The sequence below is a fragment of the Haematobacter massiliensis genome, from assembly GCF_000740795.1.
Taxonomy (GTDB): Bacteria; Pseudomonadota; Alphaproteobacteria; order Rhodobacterales; family Rhodobacteraceae; genus Haematobacter; species Haematobacter massiliensis.
The window spans coordinates 505,600-522,828 of record NZ_JGYG01000001.1 but is presented as its reverse complement, the minus strand read 5'-3'; the positions used below and the strand labels follow the sequence as shown (position 1 = coordinate 522,828).

The 17,229-nt window shown below is 62.4% G+C and carries 19 protein-coding genes; 13 read left to right on the top strand and 6 right to left on the bottom strand.

All coding sequences use genetic code 11. The annotated features are described in order from the left end of the window. Positions 1-52 precede the first annotated feature (52 nt). From CN97_RS02525 to CN97_RS02510, 4 genes are all read left to right on the top strand, one after another. On the top strand, positions 53-562 hold the full coding sequence (locus tag CN97_RS02525; protein WP_035706481.1) for a peptidylprolyl isomerase: 510 nt from the start codon (positions 53-55) through the stop codon (positions 560-562). Further along, positions 555-1,187, top strand: coding sequence for a peptidylprolyl isomerase (locus tag CN97_RS02520; protein ID WP_242685171.1), 633 nt, complete (start codon positions 555-557; stop codon positions 1,185-1,187). Before CN97_RS02525 ends, CN97_RS02520 begins: the two co-directional genes overlap by 8 nt. Before the next feature lie 86 nt (positions 1,188-1,273). Beyond that, entirely contained in the window at positions 1,274-1,591 is a 318-nt protein-coding gene (locus CN97_RS02515; protein WP_035706475.1) for a TraR/DksA family transcriptional regulator, read from the top strand. A 62-nt stretch (positions 1,592-1,653) separates the two neighbouring features. Further along, the gene (locus CN97_RS02510; RefSeq protein ID WP_035706472.1) at positions 1,654-3,009 is read left to right on the top strand and encodes an MATE family efflux transporter; all 1,356 of its coding nucleotides are present in this window, start codon (positions 1,654-1,656) and stop codon (positions 3,007-3,009) included. Between the two features lie 31 nt (positions 3,010-3,040). On the opposite strand, the gene CN97_RS02505 is transcribed toward CN97_RS02510, so the two are convergent. Beyond that, on the bottom strand, positions 3,041-4,399 hold the full coding sequence (locus CN97_RS02505) for a dicarboxylate/amino acid:cation symporter (protein ID WP_051910907.1): 1,359 nt from the start codon (positions 4,397-4,399) through the stop codon (positions 3,041-3,043). Positions 4,400-4,615: 216 nt separating this feature from the next. Next, on the bottom strand, positions 4,616-5,818 hold the full coding sequence (locus tag CN97_RS02500; protein ID WP_035706469.1) for a pyridoxal phosphate-dependent aminotransferase: 1,203 nt from the start codon (positions 5,816-5,818) through the stop codon (positions 4,616-4,618). A gap of 76 nt (positions 5,819-5,894) precedes the next feature. Here CN97_RS02500 and CN97_RS02495 point away from each other — a divergent pair, with 76 nt between their 5' ends. Together CN97_RS02495 and CN97_RS02490 are read left to right on the top strand one after the other, a co-directional pair. Beyond that, positions 5,895-6,161 carry an FAD assembly factor SdhE gene (locus CN97_RS02495; RefSeq protein ID WP_035706467.1) on the top strand — a complete coding sequence of 89 codons (267 nt, stop codon included), beginning with the start codon at positions 5,895-5,897 and terminating at the stop codon, positions 6,159-6,161. Positions 6,162-6,239: 78 nt separating this feature from the next. Beyond that, positions 6,240-6,740 carry a MarR family winged helix-turn-helix transcriptional regulator gene (locus CN97_RS02490; RefSeq protein WP_051910906.1) on the top strand — a complete coding sequence of 167 codons (501 nt, stop codon included), beginning with the start codon at positions 6,240-6,242 and terminating at the stop codon, positions 6,738-6,740. Positions 6,741-6,744: 4 nt separating this feature from the next. Here CN97_RS02490 and CN97_RS02485 read toward each other — a convergent pair whose 3' ends face one another. Then, on the bottom strand, positions 6,745-7,167 hold the full coding sequence (locus CN97_RS02485) for a VOC family protein (RefSeq protein ID WP_035706464.1): 423 nt from the start codon (positions 7,165-7,167) through the stop codon (positions 6,745-6,747). 136 nt (positions 7,168-7,303) lie between these two features. Here CN97_RS02485 and thyX point away from each other — a divergent pair, with 136 nt between their 5' ends. Then, positions 7,304-8,218 carry an FAD-dependent thymidylate synthase gene (gene thyX / locus CN97_RS02480; protein ID WP_035706457.1) on the top strand — a complete coding sequence of 305 codons (915 nt, stop codon included), beginning with the start codon at positions 7,304-7,306 and terminating at the stop codon, positions 8,216-8,218. After that, the gene (locus CN97_RS02475; RefSeq protein WP_407059723.1) at positions 8,215-8,538 is read left to right on the top strand and encodes an arsenate reductase family protein; all 324 of its coding nucleotides are present in this window, start codon (positions 8,215-8,217) and stop codon (positions 8,536-8,538) included. Before thyX ends, CN97_RS02475 begins: the two co-directional genes overlap by 4 nt. Positions 8,539-8,746: 208 nt before the next feature. On the opposite strand, the gene CN97_RS02470 is transcribed toward CN97_RS02475, so the two are convergent. Both CN97_RS02470 and thrS read right to left on the bottom strand, forming a co-directional pair. After that, positions 8,747-8,953: a cold-shock protein gene (locus CN97_RS02470; protein ID WP_035706451.1), complete on the bottom strand. Its 207-nt coding sequence runs from the start codon at positions 8,951-8,953 to the stop codon at positions 8,747-8,749. A gap of 188 nt (positions 8,954-9,141) precedes the next feature. After that, complete coding sequence (thrS, locus tag CN97_RS02465; RefSeq protein ID WP_035706449.1) at positions 9,142-11,106, bottom strand: threonine--tRNA ligase; 1,965 nt, start codon at positions 11,104-11,106, stop codon at positions 9,142-9,144. 146 nt (positions 11,107-11,252) lie between these two features. On the opposite strand from thrS, the gene CN97_RS02460 reads away from it, so the two are divergent. Together CN97_RS02460 and CN97_RS02455 are read left to right on the top strand one after the other, a co-directional pair. After that, a complete protein-coding gene (locus CN97_RS02460) occupies positions 11,253-11,810 on the top strand; it encodes a cysteine hydrolase family protein (RefSeq protein WP_035706447.1) in 558 nt (185 codons plus the stop codon). A gap of 61 nt (positions 11,811-11,871) precedes the next feature. After that, positions 11,872-12,609, top strand: coding sequence for an alpha/beta hydrolase (locus CN97_RS02455; RefSeq protein WP_035707017.1), 738 nt, complete (start codon positions 11,872-11,874; stop codon positions 12,607-12,609). 43 nt (positions 12,610-12,652) lie between these two features. Here the strand turns inward: CN97_RS02455 and phaZ are convergent, their stop codons facing one another. Continuing rightward, a complete protein-coding gene (gene phaZ, locus CN97_RS02450; protein ID WP_051910929.1) occupies positions 12,653-13,981 on the bottom strand; it encodes a polyhydroxyalkanoate depolymerase in 1,329 nt (442 codons plus the stop codon). A 132-nt stretch (positions 13,982-14,113) separates the two neighbouring features. Here phaZ and CN97_RS02445 point away from each other — a divergent pair, with 132 nt between their 5' ends. From CN97_RS02445 to phaR, 3 genes are all read left to right on the top strand, one after another. Beyond that, the gene (locus tag CN97_RS02445) at positions 14,114-15,943 is read left to right on the top strand and encodes a PHA/PHB synthase family protein (RefSeq protein WP_084683947.1); all 1,830 of its coding nucleotides are present in this window, start codon (positions 14,114-14,116) and stop codon (positions 15,941-15,943) included. Between the two features lie 116 nt (positions 15,944-16,059). Further along, the gene (locus tag CN97_RS02440) at positions 16,060-16,524 is read left to right on the top strand and encodes a phasin family protein (RefSeq protein ID WP_035706445.1); all 465 of its coding nucleotides are present in this window, start codon (positions 16,060-16,062) and stop codon (positions 16,522-16,524) included. A 128-nt stretch (positions 16,525-16,652) separates the two neighbouring features. Further along, positions 16,653-17,198 (top strand): polyhydroxyalkanoate synthesis repressor PhaR, encoded by a 546-nt coding sequence (gene phaR / locus CN97_RS02435; protein WP_035707011.1) that lies wholly within the window; start codon positions 16,653-16,655, stop codon positions 17,196-17,198. Positions 17,199-17,229: the final 31 nt, after the last annotated feature.

Below are 17,229 nucleotides of genomic sequence, written 5' to 3'. Positions count from 1 at the left end.
TCCTTGCGGGTTCCAGCTACTAGGTTGCGCCCAAAGCCAAGGAGGACAGGCCATGGCCGAGATCAAGGATCCGGAAAACACCATCATCATCGAGCTGAAGGACGGCCCCGTCGTCATTGAGCTTCTTCCCGACGTTGCTCCCAAACATGCGGAACGCATGAAGGAGCTTGCCCGCGCTGGAAAATACGACGGCGTCGTGTTCCATCGTGTGATCGACGGGTTCATGGCCCAGACGGGCGATGTGGAGAACGGCAATGCGACCGTCGACACATTCAACCTGCGGCGCGCGGGCACGGGCGGGTCCGATCTCCCGGACCTTCCGGCGGAATTCTCCCGCCTGCCGCATGATCGCGGAACACTGGGCGCCGCCCGCGCGATGGACCCGAACTCGGCCAACAGCCAGTTCTTCATCAACTTCAAGGACAACCATTTCCTGAACGGTCAATACACGGTCTATGGCCGCGTGATCGAGGGGATGGACAACGTAGACAAGATCAAACGGGGCGAGCCGCCGGCAGAGCCGGATCGCATGATCTCCGTCAAGGTCGCCGCGGATGGCTGAGAACGACCTCGTCCGGCGCGGGATGTTCTTCGGGGCGGCGGTTGCCGTCGCCCTCGCGACCTTTGGCACGTTCAGCATCGGTGCGACCTTTCTGGGTCGGGCGGATGCGGCGGAAGAGGATGGACCCGGCCCGGATCTGGTGATCCAGGTGGAGGGGCAGGCGAAGGGCCGCGTGGTCATCGATCTGCTACCCGAGGTGGCGCCCGAGCATGTGAAGCGTATCGTCACGCTGGCGGAGGCGGGAGAATACGACGGCGTGGTGTTCCACCGCGTCATCGAGGGCTTCATGGCCCAGACCGGGGACGTGGAATTCGGCAAGCATGCCGGAGATACATCGCGGGCGGGAATGGGCGGCTCCGACTTGCCCAACCTGCAAGCGGAATTCTCCAGCCAGGCGTTCAAGCGTGGTACTGTCGGCATGGCGCGTTCGCAGGATCCCAATTCGGCGAACAGCCAGTTCTTCATCATGTTCGACGACGCTCCGCATCTTGACGGCCAATATACCGTTGTCGGACGCGTGGTCGAAGGCATGGATGTGGTCAACAAGATCAAGCGCGGGAACAGCGGCCGCAACGGGGAAGTGAGCAATCCCGACTGGATGACCAAGGTCACCGTGGAGAAATAGGCCGCTCGATCATTCGATGCTGGCCATTTGAACTGAAACCCGCCCTGATGCGTTGTCTGGGCGGAATTCTGACAAGGGAGAGCCAGATGAAATCGGATGCCGAACGCCGCACTCAGCTTGATGAACGGCTGGCCGAACTCGAAGACCGCGTCGAGGATATCGACGAGGAAATCGGCTCCGAAGACAGCGACGATTGGGAAGACCAGGCGTCTGAGCGACAGGGCGATGAAGTGCTCACGGGCCTCAGCGAATCTGCGGTGAACGAGATTCGCATGATCAAAGCAGCGCTCAAACGGCTGGATGAGGGCGAATACGGTTACTGCACCATCTGCGGCAAGCGTATCTCGGAAGACAGGCTCGACCTTCTCCCGGCGACACCCTTCTGCAAGGACGATGCGCGCTGAACCACGGCGCTGCACGAAGACGATTGCTCTGACCATGGGCCTCCGATACGGAGGCCCTTGCCATGTCAGAACGCATCCCCATTCTTTCCCATGTCAAGGCGCTGCTCGCGCTTGGCATTCCGCTCATCGGCAGCAATGTCGCCCAGGTGGCGTTGCATGTCAGCAATACGGTGATGCTCGGATGGTATGACGTCACCGCGCTGGCGGCGGCGACGCTGGCCACGGCCTCCTATATTGTCCTGTTCCATTTCGGCGCAGGTTTTGCACAGGCGGTGATGCCGCTTGTTGCGGAGGCCGCGGGAACGCGGGATGAGACGACCGCCCGGCGCGTGACCCGGATGGGCATGTGGCTTTCCGTGTTCTACGGAATCCTGCTGCTGCCCCTGATGTTCTGGTCGCGGCCGCTTTTCGGGGTGCTGGGACAGGATCCGGTGGTTTCCGAACTGGCGCAGACCTACCTCCGCATCGTCGGCCCCGCGCTCATACCGGCGCTTGTCGTCATGGTGCTGCGGAGCTATCTCGCGGCGCTGGGGCGGACGCAGGTTGTCCTCTGGGTGACGTTGACGGGGCTTGCCGTGAACATCGTGGCGAACTGGGCGCTGATCTTCGGCAACTGGGGCTTTCCCGAACTCGGCATCGCGGGGGCGGCGACGGCGTCGGCACTCGTGCAGCTCGTGACGATGGGGTTGCTGGCCGGTTACGCTGCCTGGCTCCCCGAGCTACGCCACAACCGGCTTTTTCAGCGGATCTGGAAGCCTGATTGGCAGGCATTCGGACGGGTCTTCCGTCTCGGCTGGCCAATCGGGCTCACCAGTCTGGCGGAATCAAGCCTTTTCACGGCGGCAGCGGTGATGATGGGCTGGATCGGGCCGAAACCGCTCGCCGCGCATGGAATCGCGATGGAACTGACCGCGCTTGCCTTCATGCTGCATGTCGGTCTGTCCAATGCGGCCACCGTCCGCTCCGGTCGTTTCCTGGGTGAACGGAACTGGCCGGAACTCCGGCGTGGCGCTGTCGTGGCGATCTGCCTTTCTGCGATTTGCGGGGTGGGCATCATTGTGACGATCCTGACCATTCCCGGACCGCTGATCGAGCTGTTCCTGTCCCCTTCCGAGACGGATCGGGAGGCGATCATCGCCATCGGGACGGCGCTTCTGGCTGCCGCGGCGGTGTTTCAGTTCGGCGATGCGGCGCAAGTCATGGCGCTCGGTCTGCTGCGCGGGGTGCAGGATACGCGGGTGCCCATGTTCATCGCGGGTCTCAGCTACTGGATCGTCGGGGTTCCGGCCAGTTATCTGTTGGGCTTCCATTTCGGCCTGGGGCCAGAGGGGATCTGGTATGGCCTTGCGGTGGGCCTGATCCTGGCCGCAACGCTGCTGCTCCTGCGGTTCTGGACCCGCGCGCTCCGCCAGCAATGAGAAAGGCGCGCCAGTGGCGCGCCCTCCATCCTCAATCTTCCGCCAGCACCGCGTCCTTCAGGCCGGGCGACATATGCCCGGTGGGAATCGGCCGACCGTCCCCCTTGACGGGATGTCCGCCAAGGGCCGCGTTCAGTTTCTCGGTGTCCAACTCGTTCTCCCACCGCGCGACGACGATGGTGGCAACGGCGTTGCCGATGAAGTTGGTCAGGGCACGGCATTCCGACATGAACCGGTCCACGCCAAGGATGAGTGTCATCCCCGCGACGGGCACCGAAGGCACCACGGAAAGCGTCGCCGCCAGGGTGATAAAGCCCGCTCCCGTGATCCCCGCCGCGCCCTTGGACGACAGCATCGCCACCGCCAGAAGCAGAAGCTGCTCCCCCCAGCTGAGGTCGATATCCATCGCCTGCGCGATGAACAGGGCGGCCATCGTCATGTAGATGTTCGTGCCGTCGAGGTTGAACGAGTACCCGGTCGGCACTACCAGCCCAACGACGGACCGGGAAGCGCCTGCGCGCTCCATCTTCTCCATGAGCGAGGGCAGCGCCGCTTCGGAGGACGAGGTGCCGAGCACGAGGAGCAGTTCTTCCTTCAGATAGGAGATCAGCTTCAGGATGGAGAAGCCGTTGTACCGGGCGACCGCGCCCAGCACGAGCAGCACGAAGAGCAGCGCGGTGATATAGAAGACCGCGACGAGGAAGAACAGGTTCACGACCGTGCCGATGCCGTATTTGCCGATGGTGAAGGCCATCGCGCCAAAGGCACCAATGGGCGCGGCTTTCATCAGGATCGCCACCAGCTTGAACACCGGAATGGTGAGCTGCTGGAGAAACTCGGTCACCGGACGTCCCAGATCACCCACCGCCGCCAGCGCCAGCCCGAACAGCACCGCGATGAACAGCACCTGGAGGATATCGCCATCGGCAAAGGCCCCGACCAGCGTCGTCGGGATGATATTCATCAGGAAGCCGGTGATCGTCGAATCATGGGCCTTCGCCGCGTATTGTTGCACGGCGGAGGCGTCGAGCGAGGCCGGGTTGATATGCAGGCCAGCCCCTGGTTGCAGTGTATTCGCAACGATGAGGCCAATGACGAGCGCCAGAGTCGAGAAGGTCAGGAAGTAGAGCATCGCCTTGCCCGCGACGCGCCCGACCTTCTTCATGTCCGTCATGCCGGCGATGCCGGTGGAGACGGTGAGAAAGATCACCGGTGCAATGATCATCTTCACCAGCCGGACGAAAGCATCGCCCAGAGGCTTCAGCTGTTCGCCGAACACCGGCCAGAAATGGCCGAGCAGAATACCCGCGACGATGGCCACGAGCACCTGAAAATACAGGTGGCGATAAAAGGGGACCGGCTCCGCCGGAGCCGTTGTTGTCGTGTGCATGCTGATCCTCCCATGCGTGTCGCGGGTCGGCCAGGTTCCTCATCCTCGCCGGTCCCATCCGTCTTGGCGACGGAAATGGATATCAGCCTGCATGCGCCCCAGGGGGATCCGAATCAATCGGGGCCGGCGGTGAAAACCGGCCGGCCCCAGAGGAGTTGGGTGGAAATCCACCCATTATGGATACGGGAGCGGGTGGAAATCCACCCAATACGCTCCTTAGCGCAGGGAAGCGCAGAAGTCCTTGATCCGCGTGCAGGCTTCTACGAGCACGGCGTCAGAGGTCGCATAGCTCACGCGAAAGTTGGGGGACAGGCCAAAGGCCGCGCCGAACACCACGGCCACGCCCTTTTCCTCCAGCAGCGCGGTGGCGAAGGTCTCATCATCGACGATCGCCGTTCCGGCGGGGGAGGTCTTGCCGATGCAGCCTGCTACGGAGGGATAGACGTAGAACGCGCCCTCCGGCACGGGGCAGGTGATCCCATCCGCCTCGTTCAGCATCCTGACCACCAGGTCACGACGACGCTCGAACGCAAAGCGGCTTTCCGTGATGTAGTCCTGCGAGCCGTTCAACGCCTCGACCGCTGCCCATTGGCTGATGGAGCAGGGGTTGGAGGTCGATTGGGACTGCACCTTGCTCATCGCCTTGATGAGCATTTCGGGGCCTCCGGCATAACCGATCCGCCAGCCGGTCATCGCATAGGCCTTCGACACGCCGTTGCAGGTCAGAGTGCGGTCATAGAGCCCCGGCTCCACTTCGGCGGGTGTGACGAACTTGAAGTCGCCAAACACCAGATGCTCATACATGTCATCGGTCATTATCCAGACATGCGGATGGCGCATCAGCACATCGGTCAGCTCCTTCAGCTCCTCGCGGCTGTAGCCCGCGCCGGAAGGGTTGGAGGGCGAGTTGAAGATGAACCACTTGGTCTTGGGCGTGATCGCGGCTTCCAGCTGCTCGCCGGTGATCTTGTAGCCGGTTTGCATCGGGCCTTCGATGAACACCGGCTCGCCGCCCGCAAGCAGCACCATGTCGGGATAGGACACCCAGTAGGGCGCGGGGATGATGACCTCGTCGCCCGCGTTCAGCGTGGCAACCAGCGCATTGTAGAGCACCTGCTTGCCGCCCGTGCTCACCGTGATCTGGGAGGGCTTGTAGCTCAGCCCGTTTTCCCGCTCGAACTTTGCGCAGATCGCCTTCTTGAGTTCGGGGATGCCGTCCACGGCCGTGTATTTCGTCTTGCCCTCGTCAATCGCGCGCTTGGCGGCGTTCTTGATGTTCTCGGGCGTGTCGAAATCCGGTTCCCCCTGCGACAGGCCGATGATGTCGCGGCCTTGCGCAGCAAGCTCGCGCGCGAGGTTTGACACGGCGATCGTGGGGGAGGGTTTGACGCGGTCGAGCGTTTCCGACAGGAAGGGCATGGCGGGGCTCCGGCTGGGACAGGTAGGCCCGCTTTAGGGCGCGCCGTGCGCCCGATCAAGGCCGAAGAGGATCACCATGACCGAGACCCGTGAAAACCGGCTGAAACGCCTCAAGATGCGGTCATGGCGGCGCGGGATGAAGGAGATGGACCTGATTCTCGGCCCCTGGGCTGATGGCACGCTGGAGGAGTTGTCGCCCGAGGATCTCGACCTGCTGGAGGATCTGCTGGAGGAGAACGATCAGGATCTTTACCGCTGGATCGTGTCGGGGGGCGCGCCGGAGCGGCTATCCCCGCTGCTCGACCGGATCGCCGCCCATGCGCAGGCGCGATTTCGCGGCTGAGGCGGGGCGGGCGCCTCCTTAACCGGATATTGGTAATTCTTGTTCATTCTGATGCACATGCGACAGACGGAGCGAGATATGACAATCGTCCAGAAACTGCCCCAGCCGCCCACCGATGACCTGCCGTTCACCGGCTATCTGGACATCCTGAGCCTGATCGAACGGCTGCACCGCCTGCTGCTCGATGTCATCAAGGATGAGTTCGAGCGCGTCGGCGTGATGGAGATCAACGCGGTTCAGGCCCTGCTGCTGTTCAACATCGGCGAGAATGAGGTGACGGCGGGGGAACTGAAAAGCCGCGGCTACTACCAAGGCTCCAACGTCAGCTACAATCTGAAGAAGCTCGTGGAGACGGGCTACATGCACCATCAGCGCTCGCAGATGGACAGACGTTCGGTGCGGGTGAGCCTCACGCCGAAGGGGCGTGAGGTGCGGCAGGCGATGGAGGATCTGTTTGCCCGTCATGTGGACGGGCTGGAGGCGCGGGGCCGGGTGGATGCCCAGGGCCTGCGCTCCACCGGAGAGGCGCTTCGCCGGATGGAGCGGTACTGGACGGATCAGATCCGCTATATCTACTGAGCGCTTACCAATGCCCGGTATTGGGCATGGAAGCCCAGGGTTCGGCCGGAGCCAGCGCCTCGCCTGCCTGAAGAAGCTCGATGGAGACATTGTCGGGGCTGCGCACGAACGCCATGTGACCGTCTCGCGGCGGCCGGTTGATGGCCACGCCCTGATCCATCAGCTTCTGGCAGAGCGCGTAGATATCCTCCACCTCATAGGCCAGGTGGCCGAAGTGGCGGCTGTCGGAAGGCAGGCCGGTATCGCCGTCCCAGTTCCAGGTCAGTTCAACCGGCGCCTGATCGTCTCCCGGCGCGGCCATGAAGACGAGGCTGAAACGTCCCTTGTCATTGTCGATGCGCCGGATCTGGCGCAGGCCGAGCAGCTCATAGAAGGCCATCGACTTTTCGAGATCCAGCACGCGCACCATCGTATGCAGATATTTCATGTCGTCTCCTTGTACGGTGAGTGGAAACTAGCGCAGTCGGCCCGGGTCGGGAAGTCGGCTTGCCGGGGCGCGTCACGGGGGATATGGTCTCCAGGTTCCCACCATATCTTGTGGCCACTCTATCGGAGACCCCATCATGCCGATCAATCCCGACCAGCAATCCCAGATAGATGCGCTGCGCGCTACCCCGCGTCAGACGCTGCGCGCTGTGTCGGAGGGCATGGAGAAGCACCTCTACCTTGCCCATGAGGTTCTCGACCACGGCTTCGTGCGCGTGGTGGATTACATGGGCGACGATGCCGCCATCGTGCAGGCCGCCCGTGTGAGCTATGGCGCAGGCACCAAAGCCACGCGGGACGATGCGGGGCTGATCCGGTATCTCATGCGTCACTGGCATTCCACGCCGTTCGAGATGTGCGAAGTGAAGCTGCATGTGAAGCTGCCGATCTTCGTGGCGCGGCAGTGGATCCGGCATCGCACTGCCAATGTGAACGAGTATTCTGGCCGCTACTCGATCCTGGACAGGGAGTTCTATATCCCTGCGCCCGAGCATCTCGCCGCCCAGTCGCGCAAGAACCACCAAGGCCGCGATCAGGTGTTGGAGGGTGAGGAGGCCGCGCGCGTGCTCGCGCTGCTCAAGGAGGACGCGGACCGCGCCTATGACCATTACGAGGCGATGCTGAGCGATGAAGGGCAGCAGGGACTCGCCCGGGAGCTCGCCCGTATGAACCTGCCGGCGAATATCTACACCCAGTGGTACTGGAAGACCGACCTGCACAATCTCTTCCACTTCCTGCGGCTTCGCGCTGATTCGCACGCACAGTATGAGATCCGGGTCTATGCCGATGCGATCTGCCGTATCGTTGCAGACTGGGTTCCGCATGCCTATGCGGCTTTCGAGGATTACCGCATGGGGGGTGTTCAGCTCTCGGCGAAGGGGGTCGATGTGCTGCAGCGCCGCTTGCGGGGAGAGACGGTCACCCAGGAAAGCTCAGGCATGTCCAAAGGCGAATGGCGTGAGTTCGCGGTCGCTTGGGGAGAGGCTGAATGATCACCCTCTACGGTATCCCTACGTGCGACACCTGCCGCAAGGCGCTGGCGAGTCTGCGGGAGAAAGGGGAGGTGACCTTTCACGACATTCGCAAGCAACCGCTCTCCGACACGGAAATCGGCCGCTTTCTGAACGCCTTCGGGGACAAGCTCATCAACAGGGCTTCGACGACATGGCGCAGCCTCTCGGAGGAGGAGCGCGGCCAGTCTCCGCAGGCGCTTCTTGCCGCGCATCCGGCCCTCATGAAGCGACCGGTGATAGAAAGCGGGGACCGCCTTACTCTGGGGTGGAAGGACGACGCGCGGAAGGTCTGGCTCTGACTGCCGCATCAGCGGGAGCGGGCGTCGTCGCCGGAATGCCCGCCGCTGTGAGCGCGCCCGCGCCGTCAGAGGGCGGACTGTTCCTGCATTGCCAGGAGCACCACGCGGGCCTCAGATTCCCAGCCTGCTCGCAGGCCAGGACTACAAATGGGAACGGCCCGAAACCGCGTGACGCGTGTTCCGGGCCGCCCGAATGATGGTGGCGCTGTTAGAGCAGGCGCAGGTCCGAAGCCGACGAACGCCCGTCGCGGCCGGATTGAAGTTCGTAGCCGATCTTCTGGTTGTCGTTCAGGCCTTTCAGCCCCGCACGTTCAACAGCCGAGATATGCACGAACACATCCTTGCCGCCATCGTCCGGAGCGATGAAGCCATAGCCCTTCGTCGTATTGAACCATTTCACGGTGCCAGTCGGCATTCCGTCTCTCCTTTTAGAACTCCCGACGCGGGACTGCGGCGGGCCGTGCTGCCGGGTCTTCCAAGTCTCCGGCTGCCTGGGTCATCAGGAGGCGGTCGCAGAAAGTCCGTTGTCACGGACAGAAGGAATGACTCATCCCCCGCCAAAATCAAGACGGTTTCTGCACAAGGTCGTTAGGCGCGCGGCTTTTAGCCCTGCGCCGAAGGGGTAGCAAGATCGGGCGGAAGGGCTTCCCTGGCAAGTTGCTCCACCGCTGCGGCGAGCGCCAGCGACTCGCTTCGATTCTCGCCCAGACGACGGAGAGAGACTGTCCGCTCCTCCACTTCCTTCATGCCGATGGCCAGGATGACGGGCACCTTGCCCACCGAATGCTCGCGGACCTTGTAGTTGATCTTCTCGTTGCGAGTATCAGCCTCCGCCCGTAGTCCGGCAGCGCGCAGAGATTTAACGATTTCAAGGACGTAGTCATCCGCATCCGACACGATCGAGGCGACCACCACTTGCCGCGGCGCGAGCCAGAACGGCAGCTTGCCCGCATAGTTCTCGATCAGGATGCCGATGAACCGCTCAAATGACCCGAGGATCGCGCGGTGCAGCATATAGGGGCGGTGCTTGCCGCCATCCTCGCCCACGTATTCCGCGCCGAGCCGGGTGGGTAGGTTCGGATCGACCTGGAAGGTGCCGCACTGCCACTCCCGACCGATGGCATCGGTCAGTTTGAAGTCGAGCTTCGGCCCGTAGAAGGCGCCTTCGCCGGGATCGACAACATAGGGCACGTCCACGTGCCGGATCGCCGATTCCAGCGCGTTTTCCACCTTGTCCCAGGCCTCGTCGGAGCCGATTCGCACGTCGGGCCGGGTGGAGAGCTTGATGTCGAACTTCTCGAAGCCCAAGTCACGATAAACGGAGGCCAGCAGCGCGATGAAGCTCGCGCATTCTGCCTCGATCTGATCCTCGGTGCAGAAGATATGTGCGTCGTCCTGGGTGAAACCGCGGACACGCATCAGCCCGTGCATGGAGCCTGAAGACTCGAACCGATGGCAGGAGCCGAACTCCGCCAGTCGCAGCGGCAGATCGCGGTAGGACTTCAGGCCCTGATTATAGACCTGCACATGGCAGGGGCAGTTCATCGGCTTCAACGCGTTGATGCGCCGTTCCTTGTGCTCATCCTCGTCCACTTCGACGATGAACATGTTCTCGCGATAGGCTTCCCAATGGCCGGATTTCTCCCAGAGCACGCGGTCCACCACCTGCGGCGTGCGAATCTCGCGGTAGTCGGCGCGGGCCAGCCTGCGGCGCATGTAGTCTTCCAGCGTGCGGTAGATGGTCCAGCCGTTCGGATGCCAGAACACCATGCCGGGCGCTTCCTCCTGGAGATGGAAAAGATCCATCTCCTTGCCCAGCCGCCGGTGGTCGCGCTTGGCCGCTTCCTCCAGCATGGTGACATAGGCCTTCAGGTCGTCGCGGTTGCGGAAAGCCACCCCATAGATGCGCTGAAGCTGCTTGTTGTTCGAATCACCGCGCCAGTAGGCGCCAGCCACGGACATCAGCTTGAAGGCATCCGGGGGCAGTTGTCCGGTGTTCTGGAGATGCGGGCCGCGGCAGAGATCCTGCCAGTGGCCGTGCCAGTACATGCGGATCTTCTGCTCTTCCGGAATCGCCTCGACCAGTTCGACCTTGAACGGTTCGTGCCGCTCTTCGTAGTAGGCGATGGCGCGGGCACGGTCCCAGACCTCGGTCTTCACCGGATCACGGAGGTTGATGATCTCCTTCATTCGCTTCTCGATGGCGCCCAGATCCTCCGGGGTGAAGGGCTCCTCCCGGTCGAAGTCGTAATACCAGCCGTTCTGAATGACCGGACCGATGGTGACCTTCACCTCCGGCCAAAGCTCCTGCACCGCGCGCGCCATGACATGCGCCAGGTCGTGCCGGATCAGTTCCAGCGCCTGCGCCTGATCCTGCATGGTATGGATCTCGATCGCGGCGTCGAACTCGATCGGCCATTGCAGGTCGAAGTGGGCGCCGTTCACCGTGGCGGAGATCGCCTTCTTGGCCAGGGAGTTGGAGATGGAGGCCGCGACCTCGCCCGGTGTGGTGCCGGCGGGGTAGTCACGTTTCGATCCATCGGGAAAGGACAGGGAAATCTGGGCCATTGAAGGCTCTCCTCGTCGGTCTGGCGCCCACGGAACGCCCGGTTGCGGGTTGTCCCGTCTCTCTAGGGCCGCGCCGCTTGGGATGTCAACCGCATGGCGAAAGGCGCCTGTCATGCTATGACGGAGACAACAGAGGAGGAGAGATCATGGGCGAAGTGGCCTTGCTGATCGTCGACATGCAGAACGACTACTTTCCCGGCGGTCGCTGGCCGCTGGCGGGAGCGGAGGAGGCCGCAACCCGCGCCGCAGGTCTTCTCGCCGCGTTTCGCGCGGCAGGGGAGCCCGTGATCCATATCCGCCACGAATCGACGCGGGAGCCTTCGCCCTTCTTCACGCCGGGAACGCCGGGGGCGGAGATCCACCCGTCTCTCGCGCCGGAGCGGGGGGAGGCCACCATCGTGAAGAACTTTCCCAACAGCTTTCGCAGCACGGGTCTTCATGAGGTGCTGGAGGGCTGGCGTGCGGAGCATCTGGTGATCGTGGGTGCGATGACCCACATGTGCATCGACGCGACTGTCCGTGCCGCAGCCGACCTTGGTTACCGGGTGACGGTCGCGGGGGATGCCTGCGCCACGCGCGCGCTGGAATTCCGTGGCAGGGAAGTGTCTGCGGATGATGTGCAGGCGGCCTATCTTGCCGCCCTGGCCTTTGGCTATGCCTCTGTCATCACGGCCGACGAGGCAGCGGGCCTCGTGTCGGCCTGAGAGCTTGCGGCAGCGCGGCGCGGCTGGCATCACGACCCGAACGCTTTCGGAGGATGCCACCATGCCCGATCATCTGCTCACGCCGGAAGGCCGCAGTCTCGCCTACAACCGCATCCCCGGTCGTGGGCCGGGCGTGGTGTTTCTGGGCGGCCTGCGATCCGACATGACGGGGACGAAGGCGCTCTATCTGCAGGATTGGGCGGAAACGCAGGGCCGTGCCTTCCTGCGATTTGATTACTCCGGCCACGGCCAGTCCTCCGGCACCTTCGAGGAAGGCGCGATCGGCGACTGGCTTGAGGATGCGCGCCATGTGATCGACCGGCTGACGGAGGGGCCGCAGATCCTCGTCGGCTCATCCATGGGCGGTTGGATCGCGCTCCTGCTGGCGCGGTCGATGCCGGAACGGGTAGCGGGACTGGTGACCATCGCCGCAGCGCCCGACTTCACCGAGGATGACATGTGGGCGGGTATGAGCGATGCGGAGCGCGAGCTGCTGCTCGCGCGTGGCTATGTCGAGCAGCCCTCCGATTACGACGGGCCCTATCGCATCAGCCGCCGGTTCATTGAGGACGGGAGGGACCACCTCGTTCTTCGCAGCCCGCTGCCGCTGCCGTTTCCCGTCCGTCTCCTTCACGGGACGGGAGATGAAACCGTACCATGGGAGCGCGGGATGCGGGTGCTTGAACATGCGTCCGGCGAGGATATCCGGCTGACGCTGGTCAAGGATGCCGATCACCGTTTCTCGACGCCCGCATGTCTCGACCTGATTGCGGCGACCCTCGGCGAGGTGCTTGGGTAGGAGGATGCCGGGCTTGCATTGCCCGGCGATCATCGATCCACGGTCAGACCGGCACGCTATCCGGCATCGCGCCGCTGCCAGCGGAAGAAGAGACCACGCTCGCCTTCCGGCGCCCTGCTGGCTTCGACTCTGCGTCCTGGGATTTGCCGGCGCGATCCAGGAAGTCGAGCACGTAGGGGCGGATGTTCTTGCGCCAGGAGGAACCGGCGAAGATGCCATAATGGCCCGCATTCGGCTCCAGATAATAACCCTTCATTTCCTCCGGCAGACCGGTGAGGAGGTCAAGCGCGGCCTTGCACTGTCCGGGGGCGGAAATGTCATCCTTCTCGCCTTCGACGACGATGACAGCGGTCCTGTCGATCCGGCCGATATCGACGGGTTGGCCCTCGATGGTGAAGACATTCCGCGCAACCTCGCGATCCTTGAAGATGCGCTCCACCGTGGACAGGTAGAATTCCGCCGTCATGTCCATGACCGCAAGATATTCGTCGTAGAATCGGTTGTGTTGATCGTGGTCGCCGGCGGTGCCCTGGGCAACGGCGAGGATCTGATTCATGAACGCCTCGGTATGACGTTCCCGGTTCATCGCGATGAAGGAGGAGAGTTGAAGCAGGCCAGGATAGACCAGCCGGCCGACGCCCGGATACTTGAAGCCGACACGTTCGATGAACAGCCGCTCGAGCTGACCCATGGTGACGCTGTCCCCGAAATCGGTCACTTCGGTAGGCTTTGCCGCCGGGTCGATCGGCCCGCCGATGAGCGTCATGGACCGCGGTTGCGCCTCCGGCTCATGCTCCGCAAGCCACGCCCCGGCGACAAGCGTCAAGGGTGCCGGCTGGCAGATTGCGATCACGTGAATATCCGGACCGAGATGGCGGATGAAATCCACGAGCGTGAGGGTGAAATCCTCCACATCGAACTTGCCCTCGGACACGGGAATGTCGCGGGCATTGCGCCAGTCGGTGACATAAAGCTCGCAATCGGGCAGCAGGCTCGCCACGGTCGAGCGGCACAGGGTCGCGTAGTGGCCGGACATCGGCGCGACGAGAAGTACGCGCCGTGCCATCGGCTCGCGCCCTTCGACCCGGAAATGCACGAGGTCACAGAACGGCCGCCGCGCGACCACTGCCGTTTCCACGACCAGATCGGTGCCATCCGCGCCGGTGACAGTGCGAATCCCCCAGTCCGGCTTCACAACCATACGGGAGAAGCTCCGCTCCGCGACCTCTCCCCAGGCCGCCATCAGGGTAAGTGCGGGGTTCGGAATGGGGGCGAGGGCGGGGTAGCTCGCCATGGCACGGGCCGTCGCGCCCAGCCATTCGCTGGTGTTGCGCAAGGTTTCCATCATGTCGTAGCCGGTCATCGTCTTGATCATCGCGCTCTCCTGCCAATTGCAGCCTGGGGCAATTCGTCGCTTCCCCCCCAGTATGGGCGACGCTATGCTTGACTCCAACTCTAGGGGGGAGCCAGGGAGATGACAACGGGAACGCGTGGTCGCTCGCGTATGGACAAGTCGCCGGATGAGGGTGACGTAACGGAACCCGCGCCGGAGCCGTCGCCGGCGGACCATCTCGAACGCATGAATGAAAGTCTGGCGCGGGTGGAGGAGCTTCGCCAGCGAATGATCGCGGCTCTCGCCCGGCGCAAGCCCGTGGATGCCGGCCTCGCCGGGCCGGGAGGCGACATCTTCATGAAGGCCGCCACCGGCTACATGGCTGAGATGATGCAAAATCCCGGTCGTATCCTCGAGCATCAGATTGGCTACTGGGGCAAGGCTGTCCGCCACTACATGGATGCGCAGCAGGCTCTTACCACCGGTCGCCTCACGCCGCCTGATGATCGCGGACCGCGCGACCGGCGCTTCGCCAACCCGCTCTGGGACAGCCATCCGTTCTTCAATTACGTGAAGCAGCAATATCTGATTTCGGTGGAAGCGGCGCATCAGGCCGTGGCCGACATGCAGCTTGACGAAAAAGAGCGACGCAGAGTTGATTTCTTTACCCGCCAGATGCTCGACATGTTGTCGCCCACGAACTTCTTCGGGACCAATCCCGATGCGCTCGAACGTGCGGTTGCGACGGATGGTGAGTCGATCGTCAGGGGCATGGAAAACCTCGTCGCCGATCTGGAGGCGAACGATGGAGAACTCCTCGTAACCCTGGCTGACCGGCAGGCGTTTCAGGTCGGCGAGAATCTTGCCACCACCGAGGGTTCTATCGTCTTCCGCAACCGGCTTTTCGAGCTCATCCAGTATTCGCCAAAGACGGAGACGGTGAAGCAGCTGCCGCTCATCATCTTTCCGCCGTGGATCAACAAGTACTACATTCTCGATCTCAAGCCCCAGAACTCCTTCATCCGGTGGGTGGTGGGGCAGGGGTATACGGTTTTCGTCGTAAGCTGGGTCAACCCGGACGAGTCGCTCGCGGATGCCGGGCTTGATACTTACATCGAAGAGGGATTTCTGACGGCGATCGAAACCGTGCGCGATATCACCGGCGAAGAGCAGGTAAATGCGGTCGGTTATTGTATCGCTGGCACGACCTTGGCGCTGACATTGGCATTGCTTCGCAAGCGGGGCCTGAATCCGGTGAAGTCAGCCTCTTTTCTGACAACGCTCACGGATTTCTCCGATCAGGGTGAGTTCACGGCGTTTCTTTCCGATGACTTTGTTGACGCCATAGAACGGCAGGCCTATGCGAAGGGATATCTGGCCGCCTATTTCATGGCCAAGACCTTTTCCTATCTGCGCGCAAACGATCTGGTCTATGGTCCGGCAATCCGCAGCTACATGATGGGCGAAGCGCCGCCGGCATTCGATTTGCTGTACTGGAACGGTGACTCGACAAATCTGCCTGCCCGCATGGCGACCGAGTACCTGCGCTGGCTCTGTCAGGAGAACCGCTTCGCGAAGGAGGGCATTCGCCTGTGCGGTGAAGACTTGACGCTTTCCGATGTTACTGTGCCGCTTTGCGCGGTGGCATGTGAAGCCGATCATATCGCCGCATGGAAGGCGAGCTTTGCGGGGGTCTCCCAAATGGGAAGCCCAGACAAGACCTTCGTGCTCGCGGAATCGGGCCATGTCGCCGGGGTCATTAACCCACCCGGCAAGGACAAGTACGGTCATTACCTTGGGGCCACACCGGAAGGTGCGTCAGAAGCGTGGCGCTCCTCCGCGCAGCGCCGCCAGGGCAGCTGGTGGCCGAGCTGGGAGGGCTGGCTTCGTCAGCGGGCAGGAAGCGACGTAAGTGCCCGCTTGCCGGGGACGGGCAACCATCCGGTGCTTGGCGATGCGCCGGGGGAATATGTGCGCACCAAGGGGTCTGCGGGCGAATAATTGTTCAATTTAGCTGACTTATAAATTTTCTGCACCGCAGCAAAAAAATCTTGAAATGCCGCAGTGCAGAACATACCTTGGGGTCAGTACGCGATATTGTAGTTGTGGAGGGAAAGATGGCTAAAACTCAGGATTTCACCAAAATGGTGCAGGATATGATGTCGGCATTTCCGGTGGACGCTCATGCGTTCCAAGAAGCATTCAAGACCCAAGCCGCTCTGGGTGAGCGGATGACGAAAGTCGTGCTCGAAGCTGCAGAGAAATCGACGGAAATTTCCAGCCGTTGGACGAAGGAATCGATCGCGAAGGTCGGTGAGCTCGCTCGCGTGAAGGAAGAGCCGGGTGATTACTCCAAGGCGCTGTCCGAGTTCGCTTCTTCTTCCGCGGAAATGGCAGCGGAAAATCTGGCTGCCTTTGCCGAGGTGGCGAAGAAGGTGCAGATGGAAACTGTCGAACTGATGCTTGCTGCTGGCAAGGATATCTCGGAAGACGCTACCGCTGCTGTGAAAAAAGCGACGAGCGAAGCTACAGCTGCGGCCGCCCGCGCTTCCAAAGCCGCGCCGACGGCTGTCAAATCCTGACCGGATTTGAGGTTTGATTGGGGGACGGGCCATGGCCCGTCCTTTTTCGTTACAGGAGGAACGAGGCAGGTTTCTTTTTGGAAATCTCTGGCCTAGATTCCCTGTAGCAAGTGACGGGGGGATGGAAGGTGGCAGAGAACGACAAGCCGCTGCTGATCAAGCGGTATGCGAGCCGCAGGCTTTATAATACCGAAACCAGCGATTACGTGACGCTGGAGGATATCGCGCGGTTCATCCGTGACGGGCGTGAAGTGAAGATCGTTGACCTGAAGTCCGGGGATGACCTCACGCGCCAGTATCTGCTCCAGATCATCGCCGAGCATGAGAGCCGGGGCGAGAATGTCCTGCCCCTGACGGTCCTGACGGATCTGGTCCGCAGCTATACGACTCAGGCGCAGAGCGTGGTACCGCAGTTCCTCGCCATGTCCTTCGACATGTTGCGTGAGGGACCGAGTCGGATGATGGAAGGGTTGACCACCTATCCCAATCCGATGTCGGCCATGCCCGGGTTCGAGGCGATGCAGCGTCAGCAGCAGGCGTTTCTGAAGACGCTGATGCGGGGCTGGGCGCCGCCCTCGACCAAGGAGGAGGAGCCGGCTTCGACGTCTTCCGAGCTGGCGGATATCAAGCGCCAGCTTGCCGAGTTGCAGGAGCGGCTTTCGGGCCGGAAGTGAATCCTGGCAGCCCGCCCGATCCGGGCGGACT